This window comes from Luteimonas sp. KH_071 (genome assembly GCF_057838005.1).
This window is the reverse complement of the sequence record NZ_CM174458.1, coordinates 654,643-667,362: the sequence shown is the minus strand read 5'-3', so window position 1 is coordinate 667,362 and position 12,720 is coordinate 654,643. Positions and strand designations below refer to the sequence as shown.

The window sequence follows — 12,720 nt, the reverse complement described above, 5'->3', positions numbered from 1 at the left end:
AAGCATGCGACTTAAATCAGCGAAAACGCACGCCTGTCCTGGCCTGCAGCTCTACCGCATCAACTCCATCGGCAGTTTCCACGAGCACGAGCCCATCGGCGGTCACATCGAACACCGCGAGATCCGTGATGATCCGGTCGACCACGCCGACGCCGGTCAACGGCAACGTGCACTCGGGCAGGATCTTGTGGCTGCCGTCCTTCGCGACGTGCTCCATCAGCACGACGACGCGCTTGACACCGGCGACGAGATCCATCGCGCCGCCCATGCCCTTGACCATCTTGCCGGGCACCATCCAGTTGGCGAGATCGCCGCTGCCGGTGACCTGCATCGCGCCGAGGATCGCCAGATCGATGTGGCCGCCGCGGATCATCGCGAACGAGTCGTGGCTGCCGAAGTAGCTCGCGCCCATGCGCGCGGTGACGGTCTGCTTGCCGGCGTTGATGAGGTCGGCATCGACCTCGTCTTCGGTCGGGAACGGGCCGATGCCGAGCAGACCGTTCTCGCTCTGCAGCCAGACGTTCATGCCGTCCGGAATATGGTTGGCCACCAGCGTCGGCAGGCCGATGCCGAGGTTCACGTAGGCGCCGTCTGTCAGTTCGCGCGCCGCGCGCGCGGCCATTTCATCGCGGGTCCAGGCCATCAGTTCGCTCCTCCGACTTTCACGGTGCGCTGTTCGATGCGCTTCTCGGGCGTCGCGTTGACGACGATGCGGTCGACGTAGATACCGGGCAGATGCACCTGGTCGGGATCGATGTCACCGATCTCGACCAGCTCCTCGACCTCGGCGACGCAGATCTTGCCGGCCATCGCGCAGGCGGGGTTGAAGTTGCGCGCGGTCTTGCGGAACACCAGATTGCCGGCCTTGTCGGCCTTCCACGCCTTGACCAGCGCGACATCGGCGGTCAGCGCGGTCTCCAGCACGTAGTGCTTGCCGTCGAACTCGCGCGTTTCCTTGCCCTCGGCGACGATGGTGCCGTAGCCGGTTGCGGTGAAGAACGCCGGGATGCCGGCACCGCCGGCGCGCAGCCGCTCGGCCAGCGTGCCCTGCGGGTTGAATTCCAGCTCCAGTTCGCCGCCGAGGTACTGGCGCTCGAACTCCTTGTTCTCGCCGACATACGACGAAATCATCTTGCGGATCTGCCGGGTCTCCAGCAGCTGACCGAGGCCGAAACCGTCGACGCCCGCGTTGTTGGAGATCGCGGTGATGTCCTTGACGCCTGAATCACGCAGCGCGGCGATCAGCGCCTCGGGAATGCCGCACAGGCCGAAGCCGCCGACCGCGAAGGTCTGGCCGTCGGCCACGATGTCGGCCAATGCCGTCGCGGCATCGGGATACTGCTTGCCGCGTCGACCCGCGGCGGAACTCTGCTCGCTCATTGTGATCCTCATGGCGCAACGGCCTTCGATTCTACCGGCTGCGCGTGGTCGCGGCCTTGGACCTTGGTGCAGTGGCGCAAACGGTCCCCTCCACGCGAGCCGCTAGAATCGGGCTTCCCCACCGATGGATCGAACATGCCCCTGCCCGCCTTCAAGGCCTACGACCTCCGCGGCCGCGTGCCGGACGAACTCAATCCCGCCCTCGCCCGCGACATCGGCATCGCACTGGCCGGCCAGCTGCCGCCAGGCGCGATCGTGCTGGGCCGCGACGTGCGCCTGAGCAGTCCTGAACTGCAGACGGCGTTGTCCGAAGGCCTGCGCAGCCAGGGACGCGAGATCATCGACATCGGTGTCGGCGGCACGGAAGAGGTCTACTTCCAGGTCGATCACCTCGGCGCCGCCGGCGGCGTCATGGTGACCGCGAGCCACAATCCGATGGACTACAACGGCATGAAGCTGGTGCGCGAGCATGCGCGGCCGATCAGTTCGGACACGGGCCTGTTCGCGATCTCCGATGCGGTCGAGGCCCGCAACCTGCCGGGGCCGGTCGCGACGCCGGGCCGCGAGACACCCATGCACGACAAGTCGGCCTACATCACTCACCTGCTCGGCTATGTCGACCGCGCGACGCTGCGTCCGCTCAAGCTCGTCGTCAATGCCGGCAACGGCGGCGCGGGCACGATCATCGACCTGCTCGCCCCCCATCTGCCGTTCGAATTCGTCCGCGTATTCCATGAGGCCGACGGCAACTTCCCGAACGGCATCCCGAACCCCTTGTTGCCCGAGAACCGCCAAGCCACCGCAGACGCAGTGCGCACACATGGCGCGGATTTCGGGATCGCCTGGGACGGCGATTTCGACCGCTGCTTCTTTTTCGACGAGACGGGTGCGTTCATCGAAGGCTATTACCTCGTCGGCCTGCTGGCCGAGGCGATTCTCGCCAAGCAGCCCGGCGGCAAGGTCGTGCACGATCCGCGCCTGGTCTGGAACACGGTCGAGCAGGTCGAAGCCGCCGGCGGCGTGCCTGTGCTGTGCAAGAGCGGCCACGCCTTCATCAAGGAAAAAATGCGCGCCGAAGACGCGGTCTACGGCGGCGAGATGAGCGCACATCACTACTTCCGCGAGTTCGCGTATGCCGACTCCGGCATGATTCCGTGGCTGCTGATCGCCGAGCTCGTCTCCACCAGCGGACGCTCGTTGGGCGATCTCGTGGCCGAGCGCGTCGCGAAATTCCCGTGCAGCGGCGAGATCAACTTCCGTGTCGCGGATGCGAAAGTTGCGGTCGATCGCGTGATGACGCATTACGCAGCGCAGTCACCTGACATCGACCGCACCGACGGCATCAGCGCCGACTTCGGCGACTGGCGCTTCAACCTGCGCAGTTCAAATACCGAACCGCTGCTGCGGCTCAATATCGAGACCCGCGCGAATCAGGCTCTGCTCGACGCGCGTACCCGTGAAATTTCCGACCTGCTGTCGGCCAAGCCCTGAGATTCCTTCATGTCCAAGATCGTTCCTGTCCTGCTTTCCGGTGGTTCCGGCACCCGGTTGTGGCCGTTGTCACGCGAAATGCATCCCAAACAGTTTCTGCCGCTGGTGGGTGACCACACGATGCTGCAGGCCACCTGGCTCCGTGTCGCATCGCTGGCAGGTGAGGCCGGCCCGATCGTCGTCGCCAATGAGGCGCACCGCTTCGTTGTCGCCGAGCAGTTGCAGCAGGTCGGTGCGACATCAACGGCGATCGTGCTCGAACCGGTCGGTCGCAACACGGCGCCAGCAATTGCCGCAGCCGCACTCGAAGCGCTGCGCAATATCCCGGATGCGGTCCTGCTGGTGCTGCCGTCGGACCACGTCGTGCAGACCCCCGAGGCCTTCCACGCCGCTGTGCGCGCCGCACTGCCTGCGGCCGAGGCCGGCAAGCTGGTGACGTTCGGTGTCGTGCCGCGCGGGCCGGAAACCGGCTACGGCTACATCAAGGCGACGACGGGTACAGGAGAGGGTCCCGCGCCAGTCGAAGCCTTCGTCGAGAAACCGGATCTGACGCGCGCGCAGGCCTACGTCGCGTCCGGCGATCACTTCTGGAACAGCGGCATGTTCCTGTTCCGCGCCGATGTCTATCTCGCAGAACTGGAGCGCCATGCGCCCGCCATGCTGGCTGCGGTGCGCGCATCGTGGTCGGCCGCGCGCCAGGATGTCGACTTCACCCGTCTCGATGCCGACGCGTTTGCCGCAAGTCCGTCGGACTCGATCGACTACGCGGTCATGGAAAAGACCGATGCTGCGGTGGTGATGCCGCTGGACGCAGGCTGGAGCGACGTCGGCTCGTGGGCCAGTCTGCGGGACGTCTCCCCGCAGGACGCCGACGGCAATGCCCATCATGGCGAGGTCGTGTCGATCGACTGCCGCAACACCTATGCCTACGGCGAACGCCTGATCGCGATGATCGGGCTGGAAGACACGATCGTCGTGGAAACGCCCGACGCGATCCTGGTCGGCCGCAGCGACCGCATCCAGCAGGTCAAGGACGTGGTGGCCGAGCTCAAGTCACGGAAGCTGCCGCAGGCGGCCTGGCATCGCAAGGTCTACCGCCCGTGGGGCGCCTACGACTCGATCGACAACGGGCCGCGGCATCAGGTCAAACGCATCACGGTCAAACCCGGCGGCGTGCTGAGCCTGCAGATGCACCATCACCGCGCCGAGCACTGGATCGTCGTCAGCGGCACGGCTGAAGTCACGCGCGGCAACGACGTGCTGCTGCTGGGCGAGAACCAGAGCACCTATATTCCGCTCGGCGTGACGCATCGGCTGCGCAACCCGGGCAAGGTGCCGCTGGAACTGATCGAAGTGCAGTCGGGCAGCTATCTGGGCGAGGACGACATCGTGCGTTTCGAGGACACCTACGGACGCGCCTGATCGGCGCGAATCATTTCAACGCAGAACGGCGCCCGGCGGCGCCGTTCTGATGTCCGCGACACCGCAGGCTCAGCGCTGCGCGGCTGCCAGCGTATCGAGCACGCCGTCCAACCCGGCCTGCCAGGTCGGCAGCGCGATCCCGAAGTCGTGTTCCAGCGTCGTGGTGTCCAGTCGCGAATAGGCAGGACGCCTGGCGGGGGTCGGATAGTCGGCCGTGGTGATGGCTTCGACTCTCGGCGCACGTGCGATCAGTCCGCGCTTGACCGCGCCGTCGAAGATCGCTCCGGCAAACCCGTGCCAGCTGGTTTCCCCGGTCGCCGTGAGATGCCAGGTGCCGGATCCCGGATCGTCAGCACGCAAAATCTGCGCGGTGACGTCGGCGATCAACGCCGCAGGCGTCGGCGTGCCGATCTGGTCGGCCACGACGCGCAGCACATTGCGTTCGGCGCCGACGCGCAGCATCGAGCGCAGGAAATTCTGACTGTGTGCGGCATACACCCATGCGGTGCGGAAGATCAGATGGCGCCCCCCGGCAGCACGGATCGCTTCTTCGCCCGCGAACTTGCTCGCGCCGTAGACGCCGAGCGGCGCCGTGGCGTCATCGGGGCGATACGGACGCGAGCCACTGCCATCGAACACATAGTCCGTGGAGTAATGCACCAGCGGCACAGCATGCGCGGCGCACCAGCGCGCGATCGCGCCTGGGGTCTCCGCATTCGCGGCCTGCGCCGCCGCGGGCTCGCTCTCGGCCTTGTCGACCGCGGTGTACGCGGCGGCATTGATCACCCGTGTCGGTCGCGTTGCGTCGAGTAGCGCCACAATCGATCCAGGATCCGAAAAGTCAGCGGTCAGACACGCGTCGCCGTCGGGCAGCATGCCGGTCCGGGTCGTGGCGACCACCTCGCCCATCGGCGCCAGCGCGCGCAGCAGTTCCTGCCCCACCTGCCCGTTCGCACCGAAGAGCAGCGAGATCATGCGGCGAACACCGGCAGCCGATCCTCGGCGATGTCGGCCAGCAAAGGCGCATGGGTGTCCTTGTCGGACAGCAGCGGCGCATCAAGCTGCCAATCGACACCGATCGCAGGATCGTTCCAGCGCACGCCGGCATCTGCTTCCTTCACGTATACATCGGTGCAGAGGTAGCTGAAGACCGCGCTGTCGGACAGGACCGCGAAACCATGCGCAAATCCTTCCGGAATCCAGAACTGGCGCTTGTTCTCCTCGCTGAGGATCATTCCCGCCCACTGCCCGAACGTCGGCGATCCGCGACGGATGTCGACGGCAACATCGAGCACCTCGCCGCGCAGCACGCTGACCAGCTTGCCCTGCGGCCGTGGCCACTGGTAATGCAACCCACGCAGCACGCCCTTGGACGATGACGACACGTTGCTCTGCACGAAGTTTGCGGGCAAACCGTGCTGGCCGAAACGCTCGGCATTCCAGGTCTCGAAAAAGAAGCCACGTGCGTCACCGAACACCGTAGGCTCGATGACGAAGGCGCCCGGCAGTTTTGTCTCGACGATCTTCAACGCACAATCCCGCGTTCAAGAAGCGACATCAGGTACTGGCCATAGCCATTCTTGGACAGCGGCCTGGCGAGCGCCAACAACTGCTCGGCGTCGATCCAGCCGTTGCCGTACGCGATTTCCTCCGGACAGCACACCTGCAGACCCTGACGGTCCTGGATGGTCTGGATGAAATTGGAGGCCTCGTGCAGGGACTGGTGCGTGCCGGTGTCGAGCCACGCAAAGCCGCGACCGAGCTGCTCGAGATACAGCGCGCCTTCGTCGAGATAGCGGCGATTGAGATCGGTGATCTCCAGTTCGCCACGCGGTGAAGGCTTCAGTTCAGCGGCGTAGTCGCTGGCACGCCCGTCGTAGAAATACAGGCCCGTGACGGCGTAGTTCGAACGCGGCGTCTCCGGCTTCTCGGCGATGTCGATGACCTTGCCCGCGGCATCGAACTCGGCCACGCCGTAGCGCTCCGGATCGTTGACCCAGTAGCCGAACACCGTCGCGCCATCGCCGCGCGCATCGGCGCTCTTCAGCGTGTCGGTCAGGCCGTGGCCGTGGAAGATGTTGTCGCCCAGCACCAGGCAGCTCGGCTTGCCGCCGACGAAATCGCGACCGATCAGATAGGCCTGTGCCAGACCATCCGGACTCGGCTGCACGGCGTACTGGATGTCCATGCCCCACTGCGAACCATCGCCGAGCAGGGTCTGGAACAGCACCTGCTCGTGCGGCGTGTTGATGATCAGCACCTCGCGGATGCCGGCCAGCATCAGCACGCTGAGCGGGTAATAGATCATCGGCTTGTCGTAGACCGGCAGCAGCTGCTTGCTGACGCCCTTGGTGATCGGATACAGCCGCGTGCCCGATCCGCCGGCGAGAATGATGCCCTTGCGCGCGGTCATGCGTCGGCTCCCATGCGCTCAAGCCGGTAACTGCCATCGAGAATGCGCTGCACCCACGGCTGGTTGTCGAGATACCAGTCCACGGTCGCCTCGATGCCGCTCTCGAACGTGTGCTCGGGCTTCCAGCCGAGCTCGCCCTGCAGCTTCGACGCGTCGATCGCATAGCGGCGGTCGTGGCCCGGACGATCAGTCACGTAGGTGATCTGCGTGGCGCGCGACTGTCCATCCTCTCGAGGACGACGCGCGTCGAGCAGACGACAGATCGTCTCGACCACCTCGATGTTCTGACGCTCGGAATCGCCACCCACGTTGTAGGTTTCGCCGACCCGCCCCTTCTCGAGCACGGTGCGGATCGCGGCGCAGTGGTCGGTGACGAACAGCCAGTCGCGGACCTGCTTGCCGTCGCCGTAGACCGGGAGCGGCTCGCCGGCCAGCGCCTTGGCGATCACCAGCGGGATGAGCTTCTCCGGGAAATGGTACGGGCCGTAATTGTTCGAGCAGTTGGTGGTGAGCACCGGCAATCCGTAGGTGTGGTGGAACGCACGCACCAGATGGTCGGACGCGGCCTTGGAAGCCGAATACGGCGAATTCGGCGCGTAAGGCGTGGTCTCGGAGAACTTGCCGGTTTCACCCAGCGTGCCGTAGACCTCGTCCGTCGAGACATGCAGAAAACGGAATGCCTCGCGGCGGCCGTCCGGCAGCGCCTTCCAGTAGTCGCGCACCGACTCGAGCAGGCCGAGCGTGCCGACGACGTTGGTTTCGATGAACGCGGCCGGGCCGTCGATCGAACGGTCGACGTGGCTTTCTGCGGCGAAATTCAGCACCGCATCGGGCTGATGCTCGGCCAGCAGCCCCGCGACGAGCGCGCGGTCGCCGATGTCGCCGTGCACGAACACATGGTTGGGATCGGATTCGATCGACGCCAGGGTCTGCAGGTTGCCCGCATAGGTCAGGGCATCGAGATTGATCACGCGGACGCCGCGACGCACGGCCTCCAGTACGAAATTTCCGCCGATGAAGCCGGCGCCGCCGGTGACGAGCCAAATAGGCACTAACGCTCTCCTGTTGAATGGATCTGATCTGCTATGCGCAAAACCGAAAGGATATCGGCAAGCACGTACCGTTACCCAGTTGACCGGAGCCGCCCATCCAAACCGGGCGATCTCTGCGATCCTGCAGGACCCAGCGGTAGGGATGACGTCCTCTCGCGCCTGAATGACCTTGGGACAAAGCTGCCTCCGTCCTCCTGCTTACCTCTCCAAGAGATAGGAGATGACTTGCTCGGCCAAAACTTCTGGGGGCGCTTCCGACGTATTCAGCACCAGCTCCGGAAACATCGGAAGCTCGTAAGGCGAATCGATTCCGGTGAAGTTAGGCAGCTCACCACGGCGTGCTTTCGCGTAGAACCCTTTGACATCGCGTCGCTCAGCGATCTCGATCGGCGTATCCACAAAGACCTCAATGAAGTCGCCCTTCGCAAACAGTGCGCGTGCCGCATCCCTTTCTGAACGAAACGGCGAGATCAAGCTGACAAGAACCAGCAAGCCGGCGTCTGTCATGAGTCTGGCCACATTCGACACACGGCGCTGGCTTTCGATTCGGTCGCGGTCGGTGAAGCCAAGGTCGCTATTGAGCCCATGCCGCAGGTTGTCGCCGTCGAGCAGATAAGTGTGCAGACCGCGCGAAGCCAGTCCCCGCTCCACCAGGTTGGCGATGGTCGTTTTGCCCGCACCCGACAGACCCGTAAACCAGATACAGCGCGCGCGATGGCCTTTGAGCGCGGCGCGCGCGGCTTGGTCTACGTCGACCATCTGCCACGGCACGTTGTCCGCACGACGCAAGCCATGCCGGATCATCCCAGCCCCGACGGTCGCGTTACTGATCGAGTCGATGAGGATGAAGGCGCCAAGCCCACGGTTCTCACGGTACGGTGTGAATGCAACGGGCGCGTCGAGCGCCAATGAAATGACGCCAATACCGTTGAAATCGAGCTGACGGGCTGCCAACGACTGTAGGCTTTCCGGATCCAGTCGATGGCGAATCTCGACGACGCGCGCACCGACAGTCCGGCTTGCAAGCTTGAAGCGATAGCGCCTTCCTGCCACCAGCGGAACGTCATCGAACCAGAAAACGTCGGCCGCGAACTGGTCGCTGACTTGAAACGGCGCATCGACAGGCGTCAACACGTCGCCTCGACCTGCATCGACATCCTGGCCAAGACGAATGGCCACCGCATCGCCGGCATCCGCGACGCACGCCTCCTCACCTGCACGCAGAATCGATTCGACGTTAGCGACGGCACCGGAGGGTTCCACTCGCACCCGAGCGCCGGTTTCGAGACAACCGCCGGTCAGGCTCCCGGCCAGCCAGCGCGCGCCCGAATCATCCCGTATGACCTGCTGAATCGCCAGACGCGGAGCGGAGCGAACAGTACTCACTTCGATCGACTGCAGCAATTCAAGAACACTCGGCCCCTCGTACCAAGGAGCCTCTCCCGAACGTCTAGAAACATTTACTCCAAGGGCGGCAGAGACAGGCAACGCTTCGACGTGGAGCACGCCAAGCTGTGCGGCGTGCTCTCGATAGCGCGCGACGAGGTCATCGAAAATCGCACGGTCGTAATCGACCCGATCCATCTTGTTGACCGCAAGCACCACATGCTTGACGCCAAGCAGCGCAACGATGGTGGTGTGCTGCAAGGTCTGCGGCAAAAGCCCTTTGACAACATCGACGACCATGATCGCGACATCGGCCTTGGAGGCGCCCGTAGCCATGTTGCGTGTGTACTGCACGTGCCCAGGACAATCGGCGATGAGGAAGCGCCTGGTGCGCGTATCGAGGTGGCGCCATGCCACGTCGATCGTGATGCCCTGCTCACGCTCGGCCTCGAGGCCGTCGAGCAACAACGCGAAGTCGAGTTCGCCTCCACGCGTTCCGTGCAACGCACTTGCTTTCGCCAGAGCCGCGATCTCGTCATCAGGCACGCTGCCGCTTTCATACAGAAGACGCCCGATCAGTGTGCTTTTCCCATCGTCGACATTTCCGCAGGCGACTAGTCGCAGGAATTCAGAGGCGTCACGCGGCATTAGAAGTATCCCTCGCGCTTCTTCTTCTCCATCGAATCGCCTTCAGCATGGTCGATCAGGCGACCCGCACGTTCAGACTGCCGCCCTGATTCCATCTCCAGAATGATGGCGTCGAGGTCGGTCGCCTCTGACGCCACGGCGCCCGTCAGCGGGTAGCAACCCAGTGTGCGGAACCGGACGCTGCGCATCTCGATCTTTTCGCCAGGCGACAGCCGGAACCGCCCATCGTCCGCCATCAGATAGACACCGTTGCGTTTCACGACCGGCCTGGGTTTCGCGAAATACAGCGGCACTACGGGAATGTCCTCACGCCTGATGTAACGCCAGACATCGAGCTCGGTCCAATTTGAAAGCGGAAACACACGCACACTTTCGCCCGCCGAGACACGCGAATTGTAGAGGTCCCAAAGTTCCGGCCGCTGTTGCCTGGGCTCCCAACGATGCCGTCCGTCGCGGAACGAAAACACACGCTCTTTCGCCCGCGATTTCTCCTCGTCCCGCCGCGCACCACCAATCGCCGCATCGTAATGACCTGCCTCAAGCGCTTGTTTGAGAGCAAAGGTTTTCATGATCTCTGTGTGCCGGGCGGCGCCATGCACCTGCGGATCGATCCCATCGCGCACACCTTCTGGATTGATATGCACGTGCAACCTGACACCCGTCTCAGCCGCGCGGCGGTCGCGGAATTCGATCATTTCTCGAAACTTCCATCGCGTGTCGACGTGCAACAACGGAATTGAGGGACTGCCGGGCGCGAAGGCTTTCAGCAACAGGTGCAACAGGACGGAACTGTCTTTTCCGATCGAATAGAGCAAGACAGGCGCCGAACACTCGGCAGCCGTCTCACGCAAAATATGGATGCTTTCAGCCTCCAGACGATCCAGAACGGACGCGCCAGACGACACGTCGGATCGCGAAGATGATACGAAGTGCGCTGCGGTTTCCATCCGTCAATTGTACGCGGGAGGGTCTGAAAACGCTGCTGGCTGACGCGTTGTCATGCGTCACCCACCGGCCCACGCGTCGTCAAGTTCGCAACTGGATGCCCCCGAGTTAGAATCAAGGGTCGCGTGACGGGACCACCCCTGCAACGCCGCATTCCAGCTGATACCCAAGGAGCGTTTTTCCGTGAAGATCCTCGTCGCCTACAAGCGCGTGGTGGACTACAACGTCCGCATCCAGGTCAAGCCGGACGGTTCCGGCGTGGTCACCGATGGCGTCAAGCTGTCGGCCAACCCCTTCGATGAAATTGCGCTGGAAGCAGCCCTGCGCCTGCGCGACAAAGGCATCGCGACCGAGGTCGTGGTGGTGACGATCGCGCCTGCCGACGCTCAGGCGCACCTGCGCAACGGGCTGGCCATGGGCGCCAACCGCGCCATCCATGTGGTCTGCGACGAGGCGATCCAGCCGCTGACGGCCGCCCGCACCCTGCTCAAGCTGGTCGAGAAGGAACAGCCGGACCTGGTGATCCTCGGCAAGCAGGCGATCGACGACGACGCCAACCAGACCGGCCAGATGCTGGCGACGCTGTGGGGACGTCCGCAGGCGACCTTCGCCTCCAAGGTCGAGATCGCCGACGGCAAGGCGACGGTGACGCGCGAGGTCGATGCCGGCCTGGAGACGCTCGAAGTCGACCTGCCGGCCGTCGTCACGACCGACCTGCGCCTCAACGAGCCGCGCTTCATTAAGCTGCCGGACATCATGAAGGCGAAATCCAAGCCGATGGAGTCGATTCCGTTCGCGGACCTCGGCGTCGAGTCCGTCGATACGCTCAAGACCACGCACTACGAGGCGCCGACCAAACGCGGCAAAGGTGTCATGGTCAAGGACGCAGCCGAGCTTGTCGCCGCCCTGAAAGCCAAGGGCCTGCTGTAACGCTTCTAGCCCCCTATCCCGCTCGCGGGAGAGGGTTGGGGTGAGGGCGCGCCGACGCGAAGCGCGACTCCCCGACGTATTCGGAGAATTGCCAACATGTCCAAAGTCCTTGTCATCGCCGAGCACCTCGACGGCACCCTGAACGCCAGCGCGACCGCCAAGACCGTCGCCGCGGCGCAGGCGCTGTCGCCCGACTCCATCGATGTCGCGGTGTTCGCCGCCGATCCGGCCAGCGCCGCCACCGACGCGGCCACTATCGCCGGTGTATCGAAAGTGCTCGCGGTCGCCAACCCGTCCAATGCGCAGGCACTGGCGCAGGTGCTGGGCCCGCAGGTCGCCAAGCTCGCCGCGAGCTACAGCCACGTGTTCGCGCCATCGACGACCTTCGGCAAGGACCTCATGCCGGTCGTGGCCGCCCTGCTGGGCGTGAACCAGATCTCCGACCTGATGACGGTCGAGAGCAGCCACGTCTTCAAGCGCCCGATCTATGCGGGCAACGCGATCATCACCGTCGAAGCACCGGCTGATCAGCCGGTCGTCGCCACCGTGCGCACCGCGTCCTGGCAGGAAGCGGCGCGCGGCGCAAACGCCTCGGTCGAGACGACCAGTGTCGACGCCGACCTGCCCACGCACACCCGGTTCATCGGCCTTGCCGCAGGCAGCACCGACCGTCCCGATCTCCAGAGCGCGAAGCGCGTCGTCTCGGGCGGCCGCGGTGTCGGCTCGGAAGAGAACTTCAAGATCATCTTCGATTTCGCCGACAAGCTCGGCGCCGCCGTCGGCGCCTCCCGCGCTGCGGTCGATGCCGGCTACGTGCCCAACGAACTCCAGGTTGGCCAGACCGGCAAAATCATCGCCCCCGAGCTCTACATCGCGATCGGCATCTCCGGCGCGATCCAGCACCTGACCGGCATCAAGGACGCCGGCACCATCGTCGCGATCAACAAGGATGCCGACTCGGCGATCTTCGAGATCGCGGACATCGGACTGGTGGGCGATTTGTTCAAGGTGCTGCCGGAACTCGAAGCACAGCTCAATGGCTGATCAAGCTGC

At 64.3% G+C, this 12,720-nt stretch carries 12 protein-coding genes; 4 read left to right on the top strand and 8 right to left on the bottom strand.

The annotated features are described in order from the left end of the window. Nucleotides 1-16 precede the first annotated feature (16 nt). Both AC3IRM_RS03130 and AC3IRM_RS03125 read right to left on the bottom strand, forming a co-directional pair. The gene (locus AC3IRM_RS03130; protein WP_489204818.1) at nucleotides 17-643 is read right to left on the bottom strand and encodes a CoA transferase subunit B; all 627 of its coding nucleotides are present in this window, start codon (nucleotides 641-643) and stop codon (nucleotides 17-19) included. After that, the gene (locus AC3IRM_RS03125; RefSeq protein WP_489204817.1) at nucleotides 643-1,380 is read right to left on the bottom strand and encodes a CoA transferase subunit A; all 738 of its coding nucleotides are present in this window, start codon (nucleotides 1,378-1,380) and stop codon (nucleotides 643-645) included. Before AC3IRM_RS03125 ends, AC3IRM_RS03130 begins: the two co-directional genes overlap by 1 nt. Nucleotides 1,381-1,515: 135 nt before the next feature. Here AC3IRM_RS03125 and AC3IRM_RS03120 point away from each other — a divergent pair, with 135 nt between their 5' ends. Together AC3IRM_RS03120 and AC3IRM_RS03115 are read left to right on the top strand one after the other, a co-directional pair. Continuing rightward, on the top strand, nucleotides 1,516-2,871 hold the full coding sequence (locus AC3IRM_RS03120) for a phosphohexomutase domain-containing protein (RefSeq protein WP_489204816.1): 1,356 nt from the start codon (nucleotides 1,516-1,518) through the stop codon (nucleotides 2,869-2,871). Nucleotides 2,872-2,880: 9 nt separating this feature from the next. Further along, nucleotides 2,881-4,293, top strand: a complete 1,413-nt coding sequence (locus AC3IRM_RS03115; protein WP_489204815.1) for a mannose-1-phosphate guanylyltransferase/mannose-6-phosphate isomerase — start codon at nucleotides 2,881-2,883, stop codon at nucleotides 4,291-4,293. A 69-nt stretch (nucleotides 4,294-4,362) separates the two neighbouring features. On the opposite strand, the gene rfbD is transcribed toward AC3IRM_RS03115, so the two are convergent. The 6 genes from rfbD to cysD form a co-directional block, all read right to left on the bottom strand. Next, nucleotides 4,363-5,268: a dTDP-4-dehydrorhamnose reductase gene (gene rfbD, locus AC3IRM_RS03110; RefSeq protein ID WP_489204814.1), complete on the bottom strand. Its 906-nt coding sequence runs from the start codon at nucleotides 5,266-5,268 to the stop codon at nucleotides 4,363-4,365. Further along, nucleotides 5,265-5,822, bottom strand: a complete 558-nt coding sequence (rfbC, locus tag AC3IRM_RS03105; RefSeq protein WP_489204813.1) for a dTDP-4-dehydrorhamnose 3,5-epimerase — start codon at nucleotides 5,820-5,822, stop codon at nucleotides 5,265-5,267. Before rfbC ends, rfbD begins: the two co-directional genes overlap by 4 nt. Continuing rightward, a complete protein-coding gene (rfbA, locus tag AC3IRM_RS03100; RefSeq protein ID WP_489204812.1) occupies nucleotides 5,819-6,706 on the bottom strand; it encodes a glucose-1-phosphate thymidylyltransferase RfbA in 888 nt (295 codons plus the stop codon). Before rfbA ends, rfbC begins: the two co-directional genes overlap by 4 nt. Beyond that, nucleotides 6,703-7,758 carry a dTDP-glucose 4,6-dehydratase gene (gene rfbB, locus AC3IRM_RS03095; protein ID WP_489204811.1) on the bottom strand — a complete coding sequence of 352 codons (1,056 nt, stop codon included), beginning with the start codon at nucleotides 7,756-7,758 and terminating at the stop codon, nucleotides 6,703-6,705. Before rfbB ends, rfbA begins: the two co-directional genes overlap by 4 nt. 198 nt (nucleotides 7,759-7,956) lie before the next feature. Then, the gene (gene cysC, locus AC3IRM_RS03090; RefSeq protein WP_489204810.1) at nucleotides 7,957-9,792 is read right to left on the bottom strand and encodes an adenylyl-sulfate kinase; all 1,836 of its coding nucleotides are present in this window, start codon (nucleotides 9,790-9,792) and stop codon (nucleotides 7,957-7,959) included. Then, nucleotides 9,792-10,739: a sulfate adenylyltransferase subunit CysD gene (gene cysD, locus AC3IRM_RS03085; protein ID WP_489204809.1), complete on the bottom strand. Its 948-nt coding sequence runs from the start codon at nucleotides 10,737-10,739 to the stop codon at nucleotides 9,792-9,794. Before cysD ends, cysC begins: the two co-directional genes overlap by 1 nt. Nucleotides 10,740-10,920: 181 nt before the next feature. Between cysD and AC3IRM_RS03080 the strand changes: the two genes are divergently transcribed. Beyond that, a complete protein-coding gene (locus AC3IRM_RS03080) occupies nucleotides 10,921-11,667 on the top strand; it encodes an electron transfer flavoprotein subunit beta/FixA family protein (protein ID WP_489204808.1) in 747 nt (248 codons plus the stop codon). A 96-nt stretch (nucleotides 11,668-11,763) separates the two neighbouring features. Next, on the top strand, nucleotides 11,764-12,711 hold the full coding sequence (locus AC3IRM_RS03075) for an electron transfer flavoprotein subunit alpha/FixB family protein (protein ID WP_489204807.1): 948 nt from the start codon (nucleotides 11,764-11,766) through the stop codon (nucleotides 12,709-12,711). Nucleotides 12,712-12,720: the final 9 nt, after the last annotated feature.

Bases quoted from the DNA above. Each gene is read 5' to 3' on its own strand.
- AC3IRM_RS03130 (WP_489204818.1), bottom strand. From the start codon at position 643: ATGGCCTGGACCCGCGATGAAATGGCCGCGCGCGCGGCGCGCGAACTG.
- AC3IRM_RS03125 (WP_489204817.1), bottom strand. From the start codon at position 1,380: ATGAGCGAGCAGAGTTCCGCCGCGGGTCGACGCGGCAAGCAGTATCCC.
- AC3IRM_RS03120 (WP_489204816.1), top strand. From the start codon at position 1,516: ATGCCCCTGCCCGCCTTCAAGGCCTACGACCTCCGCGGCCGCGTGCCG.
- AC3IRM_RS03115 (WP_489204815.1), top strand. From the start codon at position 2,881: ATGTCCAAGATCGTTCCTGTCCTGCTTTCCGGTGGTTCCGGCACCCGG.
- rfbD (WP_489204814.1), bottom strand. From the start codon at position 5,268: ATGATCTCGCTGCTCTTCGGTGCGAACGGGCAGGTGGGGCAGGAACTG.
- rfbA (WP_489204812.1), bottom strand. From the start codon at position 6,706: ATGACCGCGCGCAAGGGCATCATTCTCGCCGGCGGATCGGGCACGCGG.
- cysC (WP_489204810.1), bottom strand. From the start codon at position 9,792: ATGCCGCGTGACGCCTCTGAATTCCTGCGACTAGTCGCCTGCGGAAAT.
- cysD (WP_489204809.1), bottom strand. From the start codon at position 10,739: ATGGAAACCGCAGCGCACTTCGTATCATCTTCGCGATCCGACGTGTCG.
- AC3IRM_RS03075 (WP_489204807.1), top strand. From the start codon at position 11,764: ATGTCCAAAGTCCTTGTCATCGCCGAGCACCTCGACGGCACCCTGAAC.